17 protein-coding genes and 1 tRNA gene are annotated in these 19,280 nt (G+C 72.3%); 14 read left to right on the top strand and 4 right to left on the bottom strand.

Annotated elements, in window-relative coordinates; genetic code table 11:
* Window positions 1–180 precede the first annotated feature (180 nt).
* From OHU74_RS17535 to OHU74_RS17515, 5 genes are all read left to right on the top strand, one after another.
* Window positions 181–1,740, top strand: a complete 1,560-nt coding sequence (locus OHU74_RS17535; RefSeq protein ID WP_371616771.1) for a S1C family serine protease — start codon at window positions 181–183, stop codon at window positions 1,738–1,740.
* A gap of 94 nt (window positions 1,741–1,834) precedes the next feature.
* The gene (locus tag OHU74_RS17530; RefSeq protein WP_371616770.1) at window positions 1,835–2,740 is read left to right on the top strand and encodes a LysR family transcriptional regulator; all 906 of its coding nucleotides are present in this window, start codon (window positions 1,835–1,837) and stop codon (window positions 2,738–2,740) included.
* A gap of 100 nt (window positions 2,741–2,840) precedes the next feature.
* Window positions 2,841–3,395: a cysteine dioxygenase gene (locus OHU74_RS17525; protein ID WP_371616769.1), complete on the top strand. Its 555-nt coding sequence runs from the start codon at window positions 2,841–2,843 to the stop codon at window positions 3,393–3,395.
* A complete protein-coding gene (locus OHU74_RS17520; protein ID WP_371616768.1) occupies window positions 3,395–4,453 on the top strand; it encodes a YeiH family protein in 1,059 nt (352 codons plus the stop codon). The genes OHU74_RS17525 and OHU74_RS17520 overlap by 1 nt, the downstream gene beginning before the upstream one ends.
* 86 nt (window positions 4,454–4,539) lie before the next feature.
* Window positions 4,540–4,624 (top strand) — tRNA-Ser (locus tag OHU74_RS17515).
* Between the two features lie 104 nt (window positions 4,625–4,728).
* Here the strand turns inward: OHU74_RS17515 and OHU74_RS17510 are convergent.
* Window positions 4,729–5,340 carry a hypothetical protein gene (locus OHU74_RS17510; RefSeq protein WP_371616767.1) on the bottom strand — a complete coding sequence of 204 codons (612 nt, stop codon included), beginning with the start codon at window positions 5,338–5,340 and terminating at the stop codon, window positions 4,729–4,731.
* A gap of 189 nt (window positions 5,341–5,529) precedes the next feature.
* On the opposite strand from OHU74_RS17510, the gene OHU74_RS17505 reads away from it, so the two are divergent.
* The 9 genes from OHU74_RS17505 to OHU74_RS17465 all read left to right on the top strand — a co-directional run bounded on the left by OHU74_RS17505 (window position 5,530) and on the right by OHU74_RS17465 (window position 14,543).
* Complete coding sequence (locus tag OHU74_RS17505; protein ID WP_371616766.1) at window positions 5,530–5,946, top strand: DUF6344 domain-containing protein; 417 nt, start codon at window positions 5,530–5,532, stop codon at window positions 5,944–5,946.
* Between the two features lie 692 nt (window positions 5,947–6,638).
* Window positions 6,639–6,950 carry a hypothetical protein gene (locus OHU74_RS17500; protein WP_371616765.1) on the top strand — a complete coding sequence of 104 codons (312 nt, stop codon included), beginning with the start codon at window positions 6,639–6,641 and terminating at the stop codon, window positions 6,948–6,950.
* A 182-nt stretch (window positions 6,951–7,132) separates the two neighbouring features.
* Window positions 7,133–8,284 (top strand): acyl-CoA dehydrogenase family protein, encoded by a 1,152-nt coding sequence (locus OHU74_RS17495; protein WP_371616764.1) that lies wholly within the window; start codon window positions 7,133–7,135, stop codon window positions 8,282–8,284.
* Window positions 8,281–9,309 (top strand): bifunctional MaoC family dehydratase N-terminal/OB-fold nucleic acid binding domain-containing protein, encoded by a 1,029-nt coding sequence (locus tag OHU74_RS17490; RefSeq protein WP_371616763.1) that lies wholly within the window; start codon window positions 8,281–8,283, stop codon window positions 9,307–9,309. Before OHU74_RS17495 ends, OHU74_RS17490 begins: the two co-directional genes overlap by 4 nt.
* Window positions 9,309–10,409, top strand: coding sequence for an acyl-CoA dehydrogenase family protein (locus OHU74_RS17485; RefSeq protein ID WP_371616762.1), 1,101 nt, complete (start codon window positions 9,309–9,311; stop codon window positions 10,407–10,409). The genes OHU74_RS17490 and OHU74_RS17485 overlap by 1 nt, the downstream gene beginning before the upstream one ends.
* A complete protein-coding gene (locus OHU74_RS17480; protein WP_371616761.1) occupies window positions 10,406–10,840 on the top strand; it encodes a MaoC family dehydratase in 435 nt (144 codons plus the stop codon). The genes OHU74_RS17485 and OHU74_RS17480 overlap by 4 nt, the downstream gene beginning before the upstream one ends.
* Window positions 10,837–12,003, top strand: a complete 1,167-nt coding sequence (locus OHU74_RS17475; RefSeq protein WP_371616760.1) for a lipid-transfer protein — start codon at window positions 10,837–10,839, stop codon at window positions 12,001–12,003. The genes OHU74_RS17480 and OHU74_RS17475 overlap by 4 nt, the downstream gene beginning before the upstream one ends.
* A 179-nt stretch (window positions 12,004–12,182) precedes the next feature.
* The gene (locus OHU74_RS17470; protein WP_371616759.1) at window positions 12,183–12,716 is read left to right on the top strand and encodes a SigE family RNA polymerase sigma factor; all 534 of its coding nucleotides are present in this window, start codon (window positions 12,183–12,185) and stop codon (window positions 12,714–12,716) included.
* Window positions 12,717–12,893: 177 nt separating this feature from the next.
* Complete coding sequence (locus tag OHU74_RS17465) at window positions 12,894–14,543, top strand: long-chain fatty acid--CoA ligase (protein ID WP_371616758.1); 1,650 nt, start codon at window positions 12,894–12,896, stop codon at window positions 14,541–14,543.
* Between the two features lie 20 nt (window positions 14,544–14,563).
* On the opposite strand, the gene OHU74_RS17460 is transcribed toward OHU74_RS17465, so the two are convergent.
* The 3 genes from OHU74_RS17460 to OHU74_RS17450 form a co-directional block, all read right to left on the bottom strand.
* Complete coding sequence (locus tag OHU74_RS17460; protein ID WP_371616757.1) at window positions 14,564–15,142, bottom strand: antibiotic biosynthesis monooxygenase; 579 nt, start codon at window positions 15,140–15,142, stop codon at window positions 14,564–14,566.
* 13 nt (window positions 15,143–15,155) lie between these two features.
* On the bottom strand, window positions 15,156–18,641 hold the full coding sequence (locus OHU74_RS17455) for a PAS domain-containing protein (RefSeq protein WP_371616756.1): 3,486 nt from the start codon (window positions 18,639–18,641) through the stop codon (window positions 15,156–15,158).
* Window positions 18,642–18,760: 119 nt separating this feature from the next.
* On the bottom strand, window positions 18,761–19,189 hold the full coding sequence (locus OHU74_RS17450; RefSeq protein WP_371616755.1) for an SSI family serine proteinase inhibitor: 429 nt from the start codon (window positions 19,187–19,189) through the stop codon (window positions 18,761–18,763).
* Window positions 19,190–19,280 lie beyond the last annotated feature (91 nt).

Below are 19,280 nucleotides of genomic sequence, written 5' to 3'. Positions count from 1 at the left end.
TTCTGCGGATGCGTCCGAAATGTCGGAGATAAAGGATGGGGGAGACTCACAGGTCCGGCTTACAGTGCTCTGACGGGTCATGGGAAAGGCTTTGCCCAGGAACTTGTGCGGCACGTCGAACGTTCAGTCGGACCGATATCGCCAGATTTTTGAAGCCGTGTGTGACGAGGAGAGAGCGCTGTGAGCACCGAGAACGAGGGCACCGCGGCCCCGACGCCCCCCGCGGCCCCGCCCGTACCCCCGGTGGCCGCTCACGCCCCCGAGGCGCCTGACACGCCGGCCGCTCCCGCGCCCGAAGACGCGCCGCCGGTGGTTCCCGCGGCCGCCGATCCGGTGACCCAGCAGCTGCCGCCGACGCCCGCGCCCGGCGCCGAGCCGACCCAGCAGCTCCCGCAGACTTCGGCCCCGGCCCCGGCCTCGGCCGCGCAGCCCGAGGCTCCGGCGTACGGGCAGGCTCCGGCGTACGCCGAGGCGCCCGCCCCCGCGCCGCAGGCGCAGGCGCACGGCGCCGAGGGCTGGCCCCCGCCGCCGCCCGCGGCCCCCGCGTACGCGTCCGACGGCGGCCACGGCGGTGGCGCGTGGGGCGTTCCGCCGCTCGCGGCCGGAGCTCCGCAGCCCAAGCCGAAGGGCAAGGGCGGCATGATCGCCGGCGTTCTCGTGGCGGCCCTCCTCGCGGGCGGCGTCGGCGGCGGCGTCGGCTACTGGGCGGCCGACCGGAGCTCCAAGGGTTCCGGCTCGACCACGGTCAGCGCCGGAAACACCCCCAAGGACCTCAAGCGGGAGGCCGGCTCCGTCGCGGGCCTGGCCGCCGGCGCGCTGCCCAGCGTGGTCACCATCGAGGCCTCGGCCGGAGACGGCGAGGGCGGCACCGGTACCGGGTTCGTCTACGACCAGCAGGGCCACATCCTCACCAACAACCACGTGGTGGCCTCCGCCGCCAACGGCGGCAAGCTCACCGCGACGTTCTCGGACGGCAAGAAGTACGAGGCCGAGGTCGTCGGCCGGGCCCAGGGCTATGACGTGGCCGTCATCAAGCTGAAGACCCCGCCCTCCGGCCTCAAGCCGCTCCCCCTGGGCGACTCGGACAAGGTCGCCGTCGGCGACTCGACCATTGCGATCGGCGCCCCCTTCGGCCTGGCCAACACGGTCACGACCGGCATCGTCAGCGCCAAGAACCGCCCCGTCGCCTCCGGTGACGGCTCCGGCGGCAAGAATTCGTACATGAGCGCCCTCCAGACGGACGCCTCGATCAACCCGGGCAACTCCGGCGGCCCGCTGCTCGACGGCCGCGGCGCGGTCATCGGCATCAACTCCGCGATCCAGTCGGCGGGCAACGGCAGCTTCGGCGGCGGCCAGGCCGGCTCCATCGGCCTCGGGTTCGCCATCCCGATCAACCAGGCCAAGAACGTGGCCGAGTCGCTGATCAAGACGGGCAAGCCGGTCTACCCGGTGATCTCGGTCTCCGTGGACCTCGCGGCCAAGACCGAGGGCGCCAAGATCTCCGAGAGCGGCGCGTCCGCCAACGAGCTGGTCGACCCGAACGGCCCGGCCGGCAAGGCGGGCCTGAAGCCCGGCGACATCATCACCCAGCTGGGGGACAAGGCCATCGACAGCGGCCCGACCCTGATCAGCGAGATCTGGACGTACAAGCCGGGCGAGACGGTGAAGCTGACCTACCTGCGCGGCGGCAAGCCGACCACCGTGGACATCACCTTCGGTTCGCGGGTGGGCGACAAGTAGGCACCCGGGCCACGGGCCCAACTGGCTTGATGGGGAGGGGCCGCAGGCGGGATTCCGCCTGCGGCCCCTCCCAACATCCGCTTATGCTTCAAGGGTGTTCGATTCGCGGCACATACGGACGTTCCACGAAGTGGTGGCCTCCGGGTCCTACTCGGCTGCCGCGCGCGTCCTGGGGTACACCCAGCCCGCGATCACCCAGCAGATGAAGGCGCTCGAACGCGCCGCCGGAACCCCGCTGTTCACCCGCGTCGGGCGCCGCATGCAGCTCACCGAGGCCGGGGAATCCATGGCCCGGCACGCCGAGTCCATCCTCGGCAGCCTCTCCGCCGCCGAGGCCCAGCTGAAGGCCTACGCCCGGCTGCGCACCGGCCGCGTCCGGCTCTGCGGATTCCCCAGCGCCAACGTCACCCTCGTCCCGGAAGCCCTGAGCGGTCTGGCCAAGGACCACCCGGGCATCCAGGTCGAGCTGCTGGAGGGCGAGCCCCCGGACTCGTTGCGCAGGCTGGAGCGAGGGGAGTGCGACATCACCCTGGCCTTCACCTATCCCGGGCTGCACGAGGAGATCCCGGAGGCGGTGGCCGAGGTCAAGCTGCTGGAGGACCAGCTGACGGTGCTGCTGCCGACCGGGCACCCGCTGGCCCGGCGGCGGGCCGTGCACCTGGCGGACCTCGCCGAGGAGCGGTGGATCGCGGGCTGCCCGCGCTGCCGGGCGAACCTGCTGCACGAATGCGCGGAGCTGGGCTTCGTCCCCGACATCCGCTTCGCCACCGACGACAACCTGGTGGTGCAGAGCCTGGTCGCCCAGGGGCTGGGCGTCGCCATGATGCCCGCGCTGGTACTCCCCTCGCTGTCCCTGACCAAGGTGTGCGGGCGGGCCCTGCAGCCGGCCGCCCGCCGCCACATCTCCGCCTACGTGTACCGCGACCATCTGCGGATCCCGGCGACGGCGGTGGTCCTGGACACCTTGAGGCAGGCGGCATCGAACCGGATCGGCTGCTGACCGGGCAGGAAGATCCCTTCGCCAACCCATAAGCGGGACTTGGGAATTCGGCTCAGAACTGTCGTTGGACGTGATGGGTGGGCTCGCAGACGCTCCCCCTATGACCACCACCACGCCGGCCCGAACGACCGCGAGGATGGCCGCCCTCGTCGATGAGATCCGTACGGTCGTCGAACGGGGTCTGGCCCCCGACCTGACCGCCTACCTGGTCGGTGAGCGGCTCGCCCCCCACCTGGGGATGCCCGGCCTGCTCGCCGCCGAACAGTGCGAGGGTCACCCCGACCGGTACCGGCAGCACGTCCTGCACGCGGAGCCGGACGGCAGCTTCTCGGTGGTGGCCCTGGTGTGGCTGCCGGGTCAGGAGACCGCCATCCACGACCACGTCTCGTGGTGCGTGGCCGGCGTGCACCAAGGCGAGGAGAGCGAGCTCCGCTACCGCCTGGCCCCGGCCACGGCCACCTCCGGAGCCCGGCTGGTGGCGACGGAACACGTGGTCAACGGCCCGGGGGAGGTCTGCGGGTTCGCCCCGCCAGGAGACATCCACAAGGTCCGCAACTCCTGTGGCACGAAGGCGATATCCCTCCACGTCTACGGGGCCGACGTCGTCCGCCTGGGCAGCAGCGTCCGCCGCGTCTACACCCTCCCGGCCGACTGATGGCCCTGCTGAACCGCCCGTTGAGCGGAGCGGGCTCGCCGGTTCCGGACGATGTTTCACGTGAAACATCCGCTCCGTGGCCCGGGTTGGGACTGGCGGCGGCCGGAGTCCTGGTGGCCTGGTCCGTCCACAGGCTGGTTCCGTGGGTCCCGATGCTGACGGCGTCCGTGGTTCTCGGCATCACCGCCGCGCACCTTCCGGGCCTACGGGGCTTCGTACGTGGATCCGCGCGGCCGGGCCTCTCCCTGGCCGGGAGGCGGCTGATGCGGCTCGGCATCGTCCTGCTGGGCCTGGCGCTGGGCCTGGACCAGGTGCTCCGGCTGGGCTGGGCCACGGTGGCGATGGTGGGTGCCGTGGTGGCGGCGACCTTCTTCGGCACCCTCTGGCTGGGCCGCAGGCTCGGCCTCCCGGGCGACCAGCCGCTGCTGATCGCCACCGGATACTCGATCTGCGGTGCCTCTGCCATCGGAGCCGTCAGCGAGGTCTCCGGCAGCGACGAGGAGGACGTGGCCTCCTCGGTCGCCCTGGTCACCCTCTGCGGGACCCTGGCCATCGCGGTACTTCCGCTGCTCCAGGCCCCGTTGGGGCTCTCCGACCCGGAGTTCGGCCGCTGGGTGGGCGCCAGCGTCCACGACGTCGGCCAGGTGGTGGCGACGGCCCAGACCGCGGGCCCGGGGGCACTCGGCGAAGCGGTGCTGGTCAAGCTGATGCGGGTGGCGATGCTGGCCCCGCTGGTGGCGGCGGTGGCCTTCTCGGCGCGGGCCCGCAAGCGCGGTGTGCGCACAACCTCGGGCCGCCGGCCGGCTCCGGTGCCGCTGTTCGTGGCCGGATTCCTCGCGGCGGCCGCGCTCCGTGCCACCGGGGTACTGCCCGACACAGCGCTGGAATGGGCGCACACCGCGCAGGAACTGCTGCTCGCCTCGGCCCTGTTCGGGCTGGGCTCCGCGGTCAACCTTCCGGCCCTCTCCCGCACCGGCGGCCGCGCCGCCCTCCTGGGCCTAGCCGCCTGGCTGGTGGTGGCGGGAGTCTCCTACGGAGGCGTCCTCCTCACCTCATAGCCCCGGAGCACCCGGGACCCGGGCCGCCTGACCCCGGAAATCCGCAGCGCCGCCCACCCCCACCGCCCGGTACTCTGTACCCGCCAGGTGGGTTGCCCGAGCGGCCTAAGGGAACGGTCTTGAAAACCGTCGTGGCGCGAGTCACCGTGGGTTCAAATCCCACACCCACCGCATTGCGGGGCCTCAGGGCCCGGCTCAGAAGGGGTGCCACCGATCCGGTGGCACCCCTTCTGCATGTGCCCGCCTCGGCCGTGCCGTCCGCACGGACTCCCGCCTCAGGCGAACCAGACCACCAGACGCACGCCCTCGGCACCATGCAGCCCGGCGAGCGTGCGCATGACGGTCCAGAGAGCGCCCCAATCGCTGTCCCCTACGACCTCGCGGCGGCGGAGCCGTCCGACGCGGAAGAGCCGGTCCCCGTCGGGCCACTCGGTGCCTTCTGGGTAGACGCGGCCGGCGCGGTAGAGGGCCAGGGGGTCCTTGACGCCGGCCAGCTTCCCCCATCGATTGAGGTCCATGTTCCGGCCCTGGAGCACCCATGTGCCATCGGGGCCCCGGCGGTATTCGTGGACGCAGTCGTCGGGCTCGGCGGCGTACTCGTCCCAGTCGGCGGCCTCCAGTTCCGCCCAGCTGATCCATGTGGTGCCTTGATCGGACGGCGTGTGGTGGCTCAGGGTCATCGGCGATACGTCCGGCGGCAAGCCGCGGTCGGCGGCGAGCGGCCGGAAAGAGGTGGTGTCGCGGACGCCGAAGAGGGCGCCGAAGGCGGCATAGGAACGGCTGTTGTAGAGGTGGTCGATGCTGCAGACCGCGTCCCAGCTGCGGTCGTCCTCGTCCAGCCAGCGGTCCCAGCGGCATTCGATGACGCCGTAGATGTCGGTTCCCATGCCCGGATCCTCCGGCGTCGGACCGGCCGTACGCCAATGATTTCCGGGGTGGAAATCATGGCATTGGTCCCTTTGGGTGGTGTTTGTCGGAAGATCGGCGCGCGTCGTGGAGGCCGTGCGGTTGCGCTCGCATCATGACGAATGTATTCAGATCCGCCCGTCGGAACATCGCGAAATGAGGGAACCGTCATGGCTCACCGCAGCACCATCACGTCGATCTGGACCACCGTCCTCGCAGCTCTCGTGGCCCTCTTCGCCTCCCTCGGGTTCGGTGGCAAGGCCGCCCCGGCCGCCGCCGCTTCGCTCTCCTCCCCCGTCACCCCCGTGGCCGCCGCCGCGAGCCGGCCGACCTTCATGGCCCGGCGCACCTGGCGGGCGATGATGCGGGGCGGATCGCTCCCGCCCACCATCAAGCAGCGCATCCGCGCAGAGGCCCACGGCAAGACCCCGTCCGTCCGCCGCTCCAGCACCGCCGCCGCACTCGCCACTGGTTCCGACTCCGGCTCCCGCTCCGCGTTCGAGTCCGACAGCGGTCACCGTACGGCCGCGGTCGCCGCAGCGGTCCGGGTCGCCGCCGCCCGCCGGGAGATGGCGCTCGCCGCGTAGTCGCACGGTCGCGCAGGACGGCTCGAGCAGGGCAACCGTAGGAGCAGGGCGGCAGCAGTAGCACGCAGCCGCCGAGACGTGGCCCGTAGGACGCCGCACGCCGTACGCAGGACACGACGTGCAGGACCCAATGCGCAGGACCCAATACGCAGCACGCAGCACGCAGCACGCAGCACGCAGCACGCAGCACGCAGCACGCAGCACGCAGCACGTACGAGCACGGCAGCAGGCGCTGGAGCCCGGTCGGTCGGTGGAAGCAGGCCGCGACCGCGGATCGCGCCGCGTGGGTGCCCCGGAGCGGGGCACGGTGGGATTGCCCCGGCGGGTGCCGGGGGCGTGCAGGGGGCGCGAAGCTTGGCATTGCAGGGCCGCAGGCCCGGGAGACGGTGGGGTTCCCGGACGGCGCGGCCCTTTTCGGCATGTCCGGGGCCGGCGGGTTGGCGGAACGCTTCGCCTCTTGCGCGGCGGGGGTTTCGCCGGTTGTCGGGGCGCTGACCTGCGGGGGCGGGGGCGCGAATGAGGTTTATCCGATGTTGGTCATGCTTGCGGGGGAATCGCAGGCTCCGGGGTGGTTCGCCGGGGATTCGGTGGGCAACTCTGGTGTCGCGACGCCGCACAGCACGGAACGAACCGAGACAGTCGGCCAACTGCCTTGGAGCAACCCCCACTTCGGTTTCATGGAGGATTCAGACATGGCAAGCATCCGTACCGCCCGCGTCATCGCCGCCGTCGCCGCTCTCCCCCTCGCCGTCGCCCTGTTCGGCGGGGTGGCGTCGGCCGACAACGGCGCCTTCGCGAACGACGGATCGAATGCGAGCGTCGCCAGCATCATCGGCAGCGGCGTCGGCGGCAGCAACCACGGCAACTCCTCCACATCGCAGCAGGTGGCCACCGGCTCCGGTGCGTCCAACCAGAACAACACCGCGCAGGTCAACGGCTCGGCCTTCACCGCGATCGAGCAGCACAACTCAACTGTCGCGGTGAACTTCTATCCCTGGCGGTAGCTGCGGCCTGAGCCGCGCTGACTGTTGAGGGCGCCTGTGCGACCGGACCGGCTGGGGTCCGGTAGCGCAGGCGCCCTCGGGCGTTTCCCGGCCCTTGTCGCCGCTCCCCGGCCTTGACATCCACGTGGAATCTGACGGACAGTCAGGTCCACTTGATGATGTGATGCCGGGAGGCCAGCGCCGTGCACCTCGCCCCGACCGAAGGCCAGTTGCGGCTCCGTGCCGAGCTGCGGGACTACTTCGGAAACCTGCTGCCGGACGGGGTGCCCCAAGACCCCGCCGAGCAACGCGCACTACTGCGCCGCATAGGCGCCGACGGGCTGCTCGGCCTCGGCTGGCCCGTCGAGTACGGAGGCCAGGGCCGCGGGCCCGACGAGCAGTTCGTGTTCTTCGACGAGGCCTACCGGGCAGGTGCCCCCGTCTCCATGGTCACCCTCAACACCGTCGGCCCGACCCTGATGAAGTACGGGACGCAGGAACAGAAGGACTACTTCCTGCCCCGGATCCTCAAGGGCGAACTCGTCTTCGCCATCGGCTACTCGGAGCCCGAGGCGGGCACCGACCTCGCCTCCCTGCGCACCAAAGCCGTGCGGGACGGCGAGGACTGGGTGGTCGACGGGCAGAAGATCTTCACCTCCAACGCCCAGAACGCCGACTGGATCTGGCTCGCCTGCCGCACCGACCCCGAGGCCCCCAAGCACAAGGGCATCTCCATCATCCTGGTGCCGACCGGGAGCCCCGGTTTCGCCTGGACCCCGATCGAGACGGTCGGCGGCCTGACCACGACCGCCACGTACTACGACTCCATCCGCGTGCCCGCCGGCAACCTCGTCGGCCCCGAGCACGGCGGCTGGGGCCTGATCACCAACCAGCTGAACCACGAGCGCGTGGCGCTCGCGGCCATCGGCATGCAGGCCGAGGACTTCTACGAGGGCGCGCTCGACCATGCCCGTACCCCCGACCCGGTCACCGGCGAGCGTCCCGCCGACCGCCCCTGGGTGCAGTCCCGGCTCGCCGAGGCCCACGCGCGCCTGGCCGCCGTACGCCTCCTCAACTGGCGCCTCGTCCAGGACGTCGGGGCCGGCTCACTGGCCCCCGGCGACGCGAGCGGCGTGAAGTTCCTGGGCACCGAGTCCACCGTCGAGGTCTACCGGATCTGCCAGGAAGTGGTGGGGGAAGAAGCCCTGATCAGGGGGGCCGGGGCCTTCGCGGGCGGCGAGCTGGAGCGGATGAACCGGGCCGCCCAGGTCAACACCTTCGGCGGCGGCGTCAGCGAGGTCCAACGGGAGATCGTCGCGATGATGCGGCTCGGCATGAAGGGGAGGAAGAGATGACCGCCAGCAACGCCAGCAACGCCAGCAACGCCAGCGCCACCGGCACGGCAAGCGCTGCCGTCACCGCCGCTGCCGACGAGGAAGAGGCAGCCCGGTTCCACGCGCTGCTGAAGGCCTTCGAAGGGCGGCCCGCCGCCACCGCCGGACAGGGCAGGGACGCGGTCAACGAGCCGATGATCCGTCACTGGTGCGAGGCCATGGGCGACACCAGCCCCGCCTACACCGGGCCCGGGGCCATCGCTCCGCCCACCATGCTCCAGGCCTGGACGATGGGCGGACTCTCCGGCCACGCCGGCCGTTCCTCCGCCTACGACGAACTCCTCGCGCTGCTCGACGGCGCGGGCTGTACCTCCGTGGTCGCCACCGACTGCGAGCAGGAGTACCTGCGGCCGCTGCGCCCCGGCGACGCGATCACCTTCGACGCCGTCATCGAGTCGGTGTCGCCGCGCAAGACCACCAAGCTGGGCACCGGGCACTTCGTCACCACCCGCATGGACGTCCGCGCGAACGGCGAGGTGGCCGGTACGCACCGGTTCCGGATCCTCAAGTACGTACCGGCCGCGAAGAAGGCGGCCGAGCCAGCCGCGCAGCTGGCCGCTCAGCCAGCCCGGCCGCCGAAGAGGACCGCCCAGCGTCCCCGCCCCGTGATCAACCGCGACAACCAGGGCTTCTGGGAGGGGGTCCGCGAGCACAAGCTGCTGATCCAGCGCTGCACCGCCTGCGCCACGCTCCGCTTCCCCTGGCTCCCCGGCTGCAACGACTGCGCGAGCCTGGACTGGGACACGGTCGAGGCCTCCGGCGCAGGCACGGTGTTCAGCTACGTGGTCATGCACCACCCGCCGTTCCCGGCCTTCGACCCGCCCTACGCCGTGGCGCTCGTCGAGCTCGCCGAAGGCGTCCGCATGGTCAGCAACATCACCGGAGTCCCGTCCGACAAGGTCCGCATCGGACTGCCCGTACAACTGGAGTTCCTGCGCGTGGACGAGGAACTGGAACTGCCCGTCTTCCGGGGGAGCGAGGCCTGATGGACTTCCACCCCACCGAGGAACAGGCGGCGGCCGCCGGGCTCGCCGCCCAGATCTTCCGCGATCTGGCCACCCACGACCGCCTCGCCGCCACCGGCACCGGCAGCGACTCCGAGCTGTGGAAGGCCCTCACCACCGCCGGGCTGACCGGCGCCGTCGAGGAGGTCGGCCTGCTCGGCCTGGTGCTCCTGCTGGAGGAGCAGGGCCGCACCACCGCGCAGACCCCGTACGCCGCCACATGCGTCTACGGGATCCTCGCCCTGACCCGGCACGGCAGCCCCGAGCAGCGCGCCCGGCTGCTGCCGGCCCTGGGCTCCGGCGAGGCGGTGGCCGCCGGTGCCTTCCCGAACCGCGGCCGGATCACCGCGACGCAGGACGGCCGGCTCACCGGCACCGCCCCCGCCGTGCCCTGGCTGCGCGATGCCACCCACGTGCTGGTCCCGGACGCCGCCGGGACCCTGTGGCTCGTACGGACCGACGCGCCGGGAGTGCACACCTCGGCGGTGGAGACCACCGCGCCCTGGTCGGCCGGGAGCCTGACCCTGGCCGACGCCGAAGCGGAACGCGTCGGGGCGCCGGGCCCGGCGGATGCGGCGGAGGCCTACGCCGACGTGCTGGCGGTCGCCCGCATCGCCTTCGCCGGGCTCCAGGCAGGCGTCTGCGCGGGCTCGCTCGCCCGCGCGGTGGAGTACACCTCCACCCGCGAACAGTTCGGCCGGCCGCTCTCCACGAACCAGGGGGTCATGCTGCGCGCGGCCGACGCGTACATGGACACCGAGGCGATCCGGGTCACCGCGTACGAGGCGGCCTGGCGCGTCGACGAGGGGCTCGTGGCGGGCCGGCACGCGCTGACGGCGGCCTGGTGGGCCTCGGAGGCAGGCAAGCGGGTCGTCCACGCGGGCCAGCACCTGCACGGCGGGATGGGCGCCGACCTCGACCACCCCGTCCACCGGCACTTCCTGTGGGGGCGCCAGCTCGACGCGTACCTGGGCTGCGGCAGCGAACTCCTGGCCGAGCTGGGCGCGCTCCTGTTCGGCGAGCCCGCCCGTGCGGGCGGCTCCGGCAACTCCGATCACGCACCCGAGGGGGACGGCGCATGAACATCGGCGACACACTGCCGCCGCTGGAGATACCGGTCACCCGCACCCTGATCGTCGCGGGCGCGATCGCCTCCCGCGACTACCAGGACGTGCACCACGACGCGGAGCTCGCGCGGGAGAAGGGCTCCCCGGACATCTTCATGAACATCCTGACCACCAACGGTCTGGTCGGCCGGTACATCACCGACCACCTGGGCCCGGCCGCCGTCCTGCGCAAGGTGGCCATCCGCCTCGGCGCCCCCAACTACCCGGGCGACACGATGACCCTCACCGGCACCGTCACCGCCCTCGACGGGGACACCGCCGAGATCAGGGTCATCGGGGCCAACGGCATCGGCCACCACGTCACGGGCACCGTCACCGTCACGCTGGACACCGCGCCGGGCAACGAGCTCGGAACCTCGCCGGGCACCCAGGGAGGCACCGCATGAGCGTCCGCACCCGCGACGAGCTCGGCGGGCGCGCCGCCATCGCCGGCATCGGCGCGACCGAGTTCTCCAAGGACTCCGGCCGCAGCGAGCTCAAGCTGGCCGTCGAGGCCGTTCACGCGGCCCTCGAGGACGCCGGGCTCACGCCGGCCGACGTCGACGGCATGGTCACCTTCACGATGGACACCAGCCCCGAGATCACGGTCGCCCAGGCGGCGGGGATCGGAGACCTCTCCTTCTTCTCCCGCATCCACTACGGCGGCGGCGCCGCCTGCGCCACCGTGCAGCAGGCCGCCCTCGCCGTCGCCACCGGGGTCGCGGAGGTCGTGGTCTGCTACCGCGCCTTCAACGAACGCTCCGGCCGCCGCTTCGGCTCGGGCGTCCAGCAGCGCGAGCCCTCGGCGGAGGGCGCGGCGCTCGGCTGGTCACTGCCCTGGGGGCTGCTCACCCCCGCCTCCTGGGTGGCCATGACCGCCCAGCGCTACCTGCACACCTACAACCTGACCCCGGAGGCCTTCGGCCATGTCGCGGTCACCGACCGCCGGCACGCCGCGAACAACCCGGCCGCCTATTTCCACGGCAAGCCCATCACCCTCGCCGACCACGCGGCCTCCCGCTGGATCGTCGAACCGCTGCGGCTGCTGGACTGCTGCCAGGAGACGGACGGCGGCCAAGCCATTGTGGTCACCACCGCCGAGCGGGCCCGGGACCTGAGGCAGAAGCCGGCCGTGATCACCGCCGCGGCGCAGGGCGCCGGCCGCCGCCAGGAGGGCATGACCTCCTTCTACCGCGACGACCTCACCGGGCTGCCCGAGATGGACGTCGTCGCCCGCCAGCTGTGGCGGACCAGCGGACTGCGGCCCTCGGACATCGACGTGGGCATCCTCTACGACCACTTCACGCCCTTCGTCCTGATGCAGCTGGAGGAGTTCGGCTTCTGCAAGCCGGGGGAGGCGGCCGATTTCGTGGCCGCGGACGCGCTCCCGATCAACACCCACGGCGGCCAGCTCGGTGAGGCCTACCTGCACGGGATGAACGGCATCGCCGAGGCCGTACGCCAGCTGCGCGGCACCTCCGTCAACCAGGTCGCGCAGGCGGAGTACGCCCTGGTCACGGCCGGTACCGGGGTCCCGACCTCCGGCCTGATCCTCGGCGCCGACGGCTGATCGCCCCGCCCGGAAGCGGCAGCCGGAGGGCTGACCGCCCGTCCGGCAGAGGAAAGGGGAAGCCCCACCTCCTCCACCTTCAGGAGGTGGGGCGACCCCCGCCCCTACAACCTGAGGCGGACTCGTCTTCGGCACTTGCGGCCGATTCCGGGAAGAGCTCCCGCTCCTAGCGTGGAGGCATGACCACGCCTGTGTGCACGCTCGCCTCGAATCCGACGCCGTACCCGTCGTTCTCGGCGTACGTCCGGACCCGCGGCACGGTCCTGATGCGGACCGCGCGCTCGCTCACCGCGAACCCCTGCGATGCCGAGGACCTGCTCCAGACCGCGCTCGCCAAGACGTACGTGGCCTGGGACCGCATCGAGGACCACCGGGCCCTGGACGGCTACGTCCGCCGGGCCCTGGTCAACACCCGCACCAGCCAGTGGCGCAAGCGCAAGGTGGACGAGTTCGTCTGCGACGAGCTCCCCGAGCCCGAGGAGCCGCCGGCCGCCGACCCCGCCGAGGCACAGGCACTGCGCGACGCGATGTGGCGCGCGGTGACCCGGCTGCCCGACCGGCAGCGGGCGATGGTGGTCCTGCGGTACTACGAGGACATGAGCGAGGCCCAGACCGCCGAGCTGCTCGGGGTCTCCGTCGGCACGGTCAAGAGCGCCGTCTCCCGGGCGCTCGTCAAGCTCCGCGAGGACCCGGAACTGACCCCGGTTCGCTGACCCCGATTCGCTGAGCCCGTCGACGTTTCACGTGAAACACTCACCCGTCCGCGCGCTGTTTCACGTGAAACATCGGGCGTGTTCTACCGCTGGGTAGTGACATGCCGACCGGTACGTGCGCAGAATCGGCAGCATCCGTAGCCGCCGCAGCGCCGCAGCGCTCACCGGGAGGACGCTTTGCTGAGCACGATGCAGGACGTACCACTCCTCGTCACCCGCATACTCCAGCACGGGATGACGATCCACGGGAAGTCCCAGGTCACGACCTGGACCGGGGAGGCCGAGCCGCACCGACGCAGCTTCGCCGAGATCGGAATCCGTGCCACTCGCCTGGCCAATGCCCTGCGCGATGAGCTCGGAGTCCAGCAGGACGACCGCGTCGCGACCCTCATGTGGAACAACGCCGAGCACGTGGAGGCGTACTTCGCGATCCCCTCGATGGGGGCCGTCCTGCACACGCTGAACCTGCGGCTCCCTCCCGAGCAGCTGGTCTTCATCGTCAACCACGCCGTCGACCGGGTCGTTCTGGTCAACGGCACCCTGCTGCCGCTGCTGGCGCCGCTCCTGCCGCACCTGCCGACCGTGGAGCACGTCGTCGTCACGGGTGTCGGCGACCGCTCCGTGCTGGAGGGCCTCGACGTGCGCGTGCACGAGTACGAGGAGCTCCTGGCGGGCCGCCCGGACACCTACGCCTGGCCCGAGCTGGACGAGCGCCAGGCCGCGGCCATGTGCTACACCTCCGGCACCACCGGGGACCCCAAGGGCGTCATCTACTCGCACCGGTCGATCTACCTGCACTCGATGCAGGTCAACATGACCGAGTCGATGGGACTGACCGACCGTGACACCACCCTCATCGTGGTTCCGCAGTTCCACGTCAACGCCTGGGGTCTGCCGCACGCCACCTTCATGACCGGCATCAACATGCTGATGCCGGACCGCTTCCTGCAGCCCGCCCCGCTCGCCGACATGATCGAGCGCGAGAAGCCCACGCACGCCGCGGCCGTCCCCACGCTCTGGCAGGGGCTGCTCGCCGAGGTCACCGCCAACCCGCGCGACCTGACGTCGATGAAGCAGGTCACCATCGGCGGCGCGGCCTGTCCGCCTTCCCTGATGGAGGCCTACGACAAGCTGGGCGTCCGGGTCTGCCACGCCTGGGGCATGACCGAGACCTCCCCGCTGGGCACCATGGCCCACCCGCCTGCCGGTCTGACCGCCGAGCAGGAGTGGCCGTACCGCATCACGCAGGGCCGCTTCCCGACGGGTGTCGAGGCCCGTCTGGTGGGCCCCGGTGGCGACCTCCTGCCCTGGGACGGCGAGTCGGCGGGCGAGCTGGAGGTCCGCGGCGCCTGGATCGCGGGCGCCTATTACGGCGGTGCGTCCGGTGAACCGCTCCGGCCCGAGGACAAGTTCAGCGCGGACGGTTGGCTCAAGACCGGTGATGTCGGAGTGATCAGCTCCGACGGCTACCTCACCCTCACCGACCGGGCCAAGGACGTCATCAAGTCCGGCGGCGAGTGGATTTCCAGCGTGGAGCTGGAGAACGCGCTGATGGCCCACCCCGAGGTCGCCGAGGCGGCGGTCGTCGCCGTTCCCGACGACAAGTGGGACGAGCGCCCGCTGGCCACCGTCGTCCTGAAGGAGGGGGCCACCGTGGACTACGCGGGGCTGCGCGCCTTCCTCGGCCAGTCGATCGCCAAGTGGCAGCTGCCCGAGCGCTGGGCGTTCATCGAGGCGGTGCCGAAGACGAGCGTCGGCAAGTTCGACAAGAAGGTGATCCGCAAGCAGTACGCGGAGGGCGAGCTCGACGTCACCAAGCTCGACTGAGCCCCGCCCCCGGCCGGGGGCTACTGAACCCGCGTGAGCCATGGCCGCAGCAGCTTGCTGACGGCGGGCATGGCCACGTAGGTCATCAGGGAGCTGAAGACGACGGTGAAGGCGGCCGTCCGCAGCACGATGTGCAGATCCACCAGCAACGGACCGAGCAGCAGGTTGCCCGCGAGCGAGATCGGGAAGATGGCCAGCCCCGAGCTGATCGCCATCTTCCACCGCGGGGGCGCCGGCCGGGCCGTACCCGGCTTGGCGAACCAGGTCTCCATGCCGTGCAGTTCGCGCCGGGCTATCTCGGTGTGGTGGTGACCCAGGCAGTTCGAGAACCACGCGGCCCGCTCGGCGGAGTCCTGCCACCGCTGGAAGGCCGCCTGGTTGCGGAAGCGGTGCACCAGGAACCAGGGCCCGCCCTCCACGGCCGGGCGGAACAGCCCGTACCCGAGGTGGTCGGGGAAGGCCGCGGCCGTCTCCAGGATCCCGTGGGCCCAGGCCTCGAAGTTCTCCTCGTGGCCCGGGTCCACCTGCCGGGCTATGAGCAGGCTGACCTCCCCGTTGTCGGCGGGGACGGTGTGCTCGCTCGTGTCGATGATGGCCATGCGGCCAGGATGGCTAGTTGGTGCCGATCTTGGCCAGCAGGTCCACGATGCGGCCCTGCACGTCCGCCGTGGTGGACCGCTCGGCGAGGAAGAGCACGCTCTCGCCCGAGGCCAGCCGCGGCAGTTCGGCCGGGTCGATCCCGGTGGTCGTGTAGACGACCAGCGGGGTGTGGTTCAGCTGCCCGTTGGCGCGCAGCCAGTCCACGATCCCGGCCCGGCGGCGGCGCACCTGCATCAGGTCCATCACCACCAGGTTGGGCCGCATCCGCGTGGCCAGTTCCACGGCGTCCGTATCGGCGTCGGCCCGCGCGACCTGCATGCCGCGCCGCTCCAGGGCGGCGGTCAGCGCGGTGGCGATCTCGTCGTGCTCCTCGATCAGCAGCACCCGGGAGGGGTGCTGCTCGCTGTCGCGGGGCGCGAGCGCCTTGAGCAGCACGGCCGGATCGGCGCCGTACGCGGCTTCGCGCGTGGCGTGCCCCAGCCCGGCCGTGACCAGTACGGGAACCTCGGCGGCCACCGCGGCCTGGCGCAGCGACTGGAGGGCGGTCCGGGTGATCGGCCCGGTCAGCGGGTCCACGAACAGCGCGGCGGGGAACGCGGCGATCTGCGCGTCCACCTCCTCGCGGGAGTGCACGATCACCGGACGGTAGCCGCGGTCGCTGAGGGCCTGCTGCGTCTGCACATCGGGGGCGGGCCAGACGAGGAGTCGGCGCGGGTTGTCCAGCGGCTCGGGGGGCAGTTCGTCGTCCACGGGGCGCGGTACGGGCCGGTTGACCACCTCGACGGCGCCACCGGGGCCGTCCAGCGGCTCGGGACCCTCGTCGGAACCGGCCTCGGGGGCTCCTATGGCGAAGGCCCGGCCCTGGGGTGCGGGCTCCGCGAGCCGACGCCGGCGGCCGGAGCCGTTCGTGTCGGTCGAGAGGCCCTGGCCGAGGGTGCCCAGCGCACGGACGCTGATCGGGTTTCCGGCGGCTTCCGCCGGGGTGTCCTGCGGCTGTCGGGCTCCGGGCACGGCGATCTGCCCGGCCTCGGCTTCGTCCTCGGGGGCGGTACGGGCCGCCGGCACCGGCCAGGCCGGGGTGGCCGGCAGCGCACGGCGCCGCCCGGTCGGATGCGTTTCGGGGTCTACGGGGCCCTGCGCGCCCGCGTCCGGCTGCCCGGCGGGAGCCGCGGGCTCGGCGGGGGGCGCACCCAGTACCCGGCGTCCACGACGCCCGCCCGGGGCTTCGCCCTCGGCCTCGGCGGGAACGGGGCGGGAGCCGGCCATGGCGGGGGCCTGCGGAGCCTGCGGGGGCTCCGGGGCCGGGGCTGCGGACGGGCCGGCGGGCAGCGCGAAACCGCCCTCGGGGGCGATGGGCCGAGCGGCAGCCGGAGCGACCGGCGAGGCAGAGGGCGAGGCCGAGGGTGCGGGCGTCGGGCGGAGCCCGGTCGCCGGCACCGGACCACCGGGCTGCTGCGCTCCCGCGGGGCCCAGGGCACGCCGCCGCCCGGCGGGATGCTCGGTCAGCGGGACAGGAGCCAGCGGAATCGGAGGCACCGGCATGGGACCCACCGGCATCGGCGGGAGCGCGGGCACGGAGGTGCCCTGCGGGGGTACGGGCCGTCCGGGGCCGCCGTCGCCGTGACCGCCGCTGCCCTCGTCGTTTCCGCCGTCGCCGTTCTGGCCGCGGCGCCGCCCGGTTCCGGTGTTGCCTCCGGTGCCGCTCGCGCCACCACCCAGGCCCGCCGGGTTCACCGGGGACTGCGCGAGCTCGGCGGGACCGCCGTCGCCCGGCTGGGCCTCGCCGCCCCGGCGCCGCCCGGACGGCAGCGCGAGTGCGCTCCCACCACCGGCTGCGGCCGCCTGGCCCACGGCCTTCGGCCGGTCTCCGGCGGCGTCCGGACGCGTACCCGCGCCCGTACCCGTGGAGGCGTCGGAATCGGCATCGTCCAGGAAGGAGTCCACGCCGCGCCGGGCCCGGCGGCCGCCGGAGATCTTGGCGGGGCCGCCTTCGGCCCCGGGCTCCTGCGCGGCGGGCTTCTCGGGCTCGGGCAGGGTGACCATCCCGGCCCCCGCGCCCAGCGGAAGCTCCAGCACGTACGCCCCGCCGGGCGCGCCCGGCACCTCCACCGTCTGCAGCACACCACCGTGCGCGGCCACGATGCCCCGTACGACCGGCTCGTGCACCGGGTTGCCACCCTCGTACGGGCCGCGCACCTCGATCCGTACGACCTCGCCGCGCTGCGCGGCGGCCACGACGATCGTCGAGTCCATGTAGCCACTGCCCTGGCGGGTCTTGCCCGTGGCGTCCACCCCGGCGACGTCCGCGATCAGGTGCGCGAGGGCGGTCGCGATCCGCTCCGCGTCCACCTCGGCCTCGATGGTCGGGGCGTGCACGGCGAACTGGGCCCGCCCGGGGCCGATCAGCTCGGTGGCGCCGTCGACGCCGGCCGCGACGACCCCGTCGATCAGCACCTTCTTCTTGGCGAGCCTGTCGGTGCCCGCGTCGAGGCGCTGGAAGCCGAGCACGTTGTCGACCAGCGTGGTCATCCGGGAGTAGCCGGCGGCCAGGTGGTGCAGGAGCTGGTTGGCCTCGGGCCACAGCTGTCCCGCGTCGTCGGCGGCCAGCGTGGCCAGCTCCCCGCGCAGTTCCTCCAGGGGGCCGCGCAGGGAGTCGCCGAGGACGGCCAGCAACTGGGCGTGGCGCGCGGCCAGCGCGTCGTAGGAACGCCGGTCGGTGAAGGTCATGACGGCGCCGACGAGCTGCTCCCCGTCCCGTACGGGGGAGGTGGTCATATCCACGGCGACCGGCTGGCCGGTCTTGTTCCACAGCACCTGGCCGCGTACCCGGTGCTTGCGCCCGCTGCGCAGCGTGTCGGCGAGCGGGGACTCCTCGAAGGGGAACGGCGAGCCGTCGGCGCGCGAGTGCTGGACCAGCCCGTGCAGCTCGCGGTTGCCGAGGTCGGTGGCGCGGTAGCCGAGGATCTGGGCCGCGGCCGGATTGACCAGGACGACCCGTCCGTCGGTGTCCGTGCCGACGACGCCCTCGGCGGCGGCCCGCAGGATCATCTCGGTCTGGCGCTGGGAGCGGGCCAGCTCGGCCTCGGTGTCCACGGTCTGCGAGAGGTCCCGTACGACGAGCATCAGCAGCTCGTCGCCGGTGTACGAAGGCTGCGGCTCGCGGTAGGCGTCACGGCCGTCCAGATGGGCGGCGGTGACCTCCACGGGGAACTCGCTGCCGTCGGTGCGGCGCGCGACCATCCGCTTCGGACGGGCACGGCCGCCCTCGTCCTCGCCGGGCCGGCGCATGGAGCCGGGGATCAGCTTGGAGTCGAACTCGGGCAGGAGGTCGAGCACGCCGCGGCCGACGAGCCCGGTACCGGGGCTCTCCATGACCTCAAGGGCGATCGAATTCGCGTTGACGACCGTGCCGTTGGCGTTGACGAGCAACAGCGCGTCCGGAAGAGCGTCGAGTATTGCTGCGAGGCGAGCAGCGCCTCGGGATGGCCTGCTGCTCACGACGAGCTTCCTCCCTGACCACAACTACCGGCATGTCACGGGAGGAGTCTAAGGGCACGGGCCGCCGGTGAGAGGGCTGATGTGCCGTGGATCCCGCTTGACCGTCACATCCTCCCAGGTCAGGAACGCCCACGCGGAAGCACAGGTTCCAACTCGTTCCAACGGCTGATCTCACATCCGTTCGTCCGGCGGAACTGGGAGTCCACTTTGCGGCCGTGCCAGGTTCCGGTGATCCGGGCGGTGGCGGGGCCGCCGCTCTGCATGGTGCAGAGCTGCCGTTTGGCCTCGGGGGCGAAGGGGTCCTTCCCCTCGCGTGCGAGGTCTTCGAGGCGGGCGCAGGCCTCTTCGGCCTGGGGGTGGTTCCCGGCGACCGGGTTGCACTCCAGCCGGTACTGGCCGTCCGCCCGGGGGTTGCCGGTGTCGGCGACGGAGATGGTGAGCCGGTCGGGGGCCGCCAGCAGCCGCCCGAGGGGTGGCAGTGGGGGCAGTGGGCCCACCGCCGCGGCGGCCAGGGCGGAGGTGACGGCGAAAGCGGCGAGACGCAGCATGGGGCACTCCAGGTCGTCCGTACGTCGTACGGCTGACCAACGACGGGCGGGCCCCGACGTTCCGCCCGGAGAAGGCGAGGGAAGCAGACTC

The organism is Streptomyces sp. NBC_00454 (genome assembly GCF_041434015.1).
Classification (GTDB): domain Bacteria; phylum Actinomycetota; class Actinomycetes; order Streptomycetales; family Streptomycetaceae; genus Streptomyces.
Note: the sequence above shows the minus strand (reverse complement) of the source record. Positions and strands in the feature narration are given on the sequence as shown.

What these genes read in the sequence shown, in the direction of transcription:
- OHU74_RS17525 (WP_371616769.1), top strand. Translation starts at nt 2,841, where the DNA reads ATGACCACCACCACGCCGGCCCGAACGACCGCGAGGATGGCCGCCCTC.
- OHU74_RS17520 (WP_371616768.1), top strand. Translation starts at nt 3,395, where the DNA reads ATGGCCCTGCTGAACCGCCCGTTGAGCGGAGCGGGCTCGCCGGTTCCG.
- OHU74_RS17510 (WP_371616767.1), bottom strand. Translation starts at nt 5,340, where the DNA reads ATGGGAACCGACATCTACGGCGTCATCGAATGCCGCTGGGACCGCTGG.
- OHU74_RS17505 (WP_371616766.1), top strand. Translation starts at nt 5,530, where the DNA reads ATGGCTCACCGCAGCACCATCACGTCGATCTGGACCACCGTCCTCGCA.
- OHU74_RS17500 (WP_371616765.1), top strand. Translation starts at nt 6,639, where the DNA reads ATGGCAAGCATCCGTACCGCCCGCGTCATCGCCGCCGTCGCCGCTCTC.
- OHU74_RS17490 (WP_371616763.1), top strand. Translation starts at nt 8,281, where the DNA reads ATGACCGCCAGCAACGCCAGCAACGCCAGCAACGCCAGCGCCACCGGC.
- OHU74_RS17485 (WP_371616762.1), top strand. Translation starts at nt 9,309, where the DNA reads ATGGACTTCCACCCCACCGAGGAACAGGCGGCGGCCGCCGGGCTCGCC.
- OHU74_RS17480 (WP_371616761.1), top strand. Translation starts at nt 10,406, where the DNA reads ATGAACATCGGCGACACACTGCCGCCGCTGGAGATACCGGTCACCCGC.
- OHU74_RS17475 (WP_371616760.1), top strand. Translation starts at nt 10,837, where the DNA reads ATGAGCGTCCGCACCCGCGACGAGCTCGGCGGGCGCGCCGCCATCGCC.
- OHU74_RS17470 (WP_371616759.1), top strand. Translation starts at nt 12,183, where the DNA reads ATGACCACGCCTGTGTGCACGCTCGCCTCGAATCCGACGCCGTACCCG.
- OHU74_RS17460 (WP_371616757.1), bottom strand. Translation starts at nt 15,142, where the DNA reads ATGGCCATCATCGACACGAGCGAGCACACCGTCCCCGCCGACAACGGG.
- OHU74_RS17450 (WP_371616755.1), bottom strand. Translation starts at nt 19,189, where the DNA reads ATGCTGCGTCTCGCCGCTTTCGCCGTCACCTCCGCCCTGGCCGCCGCG.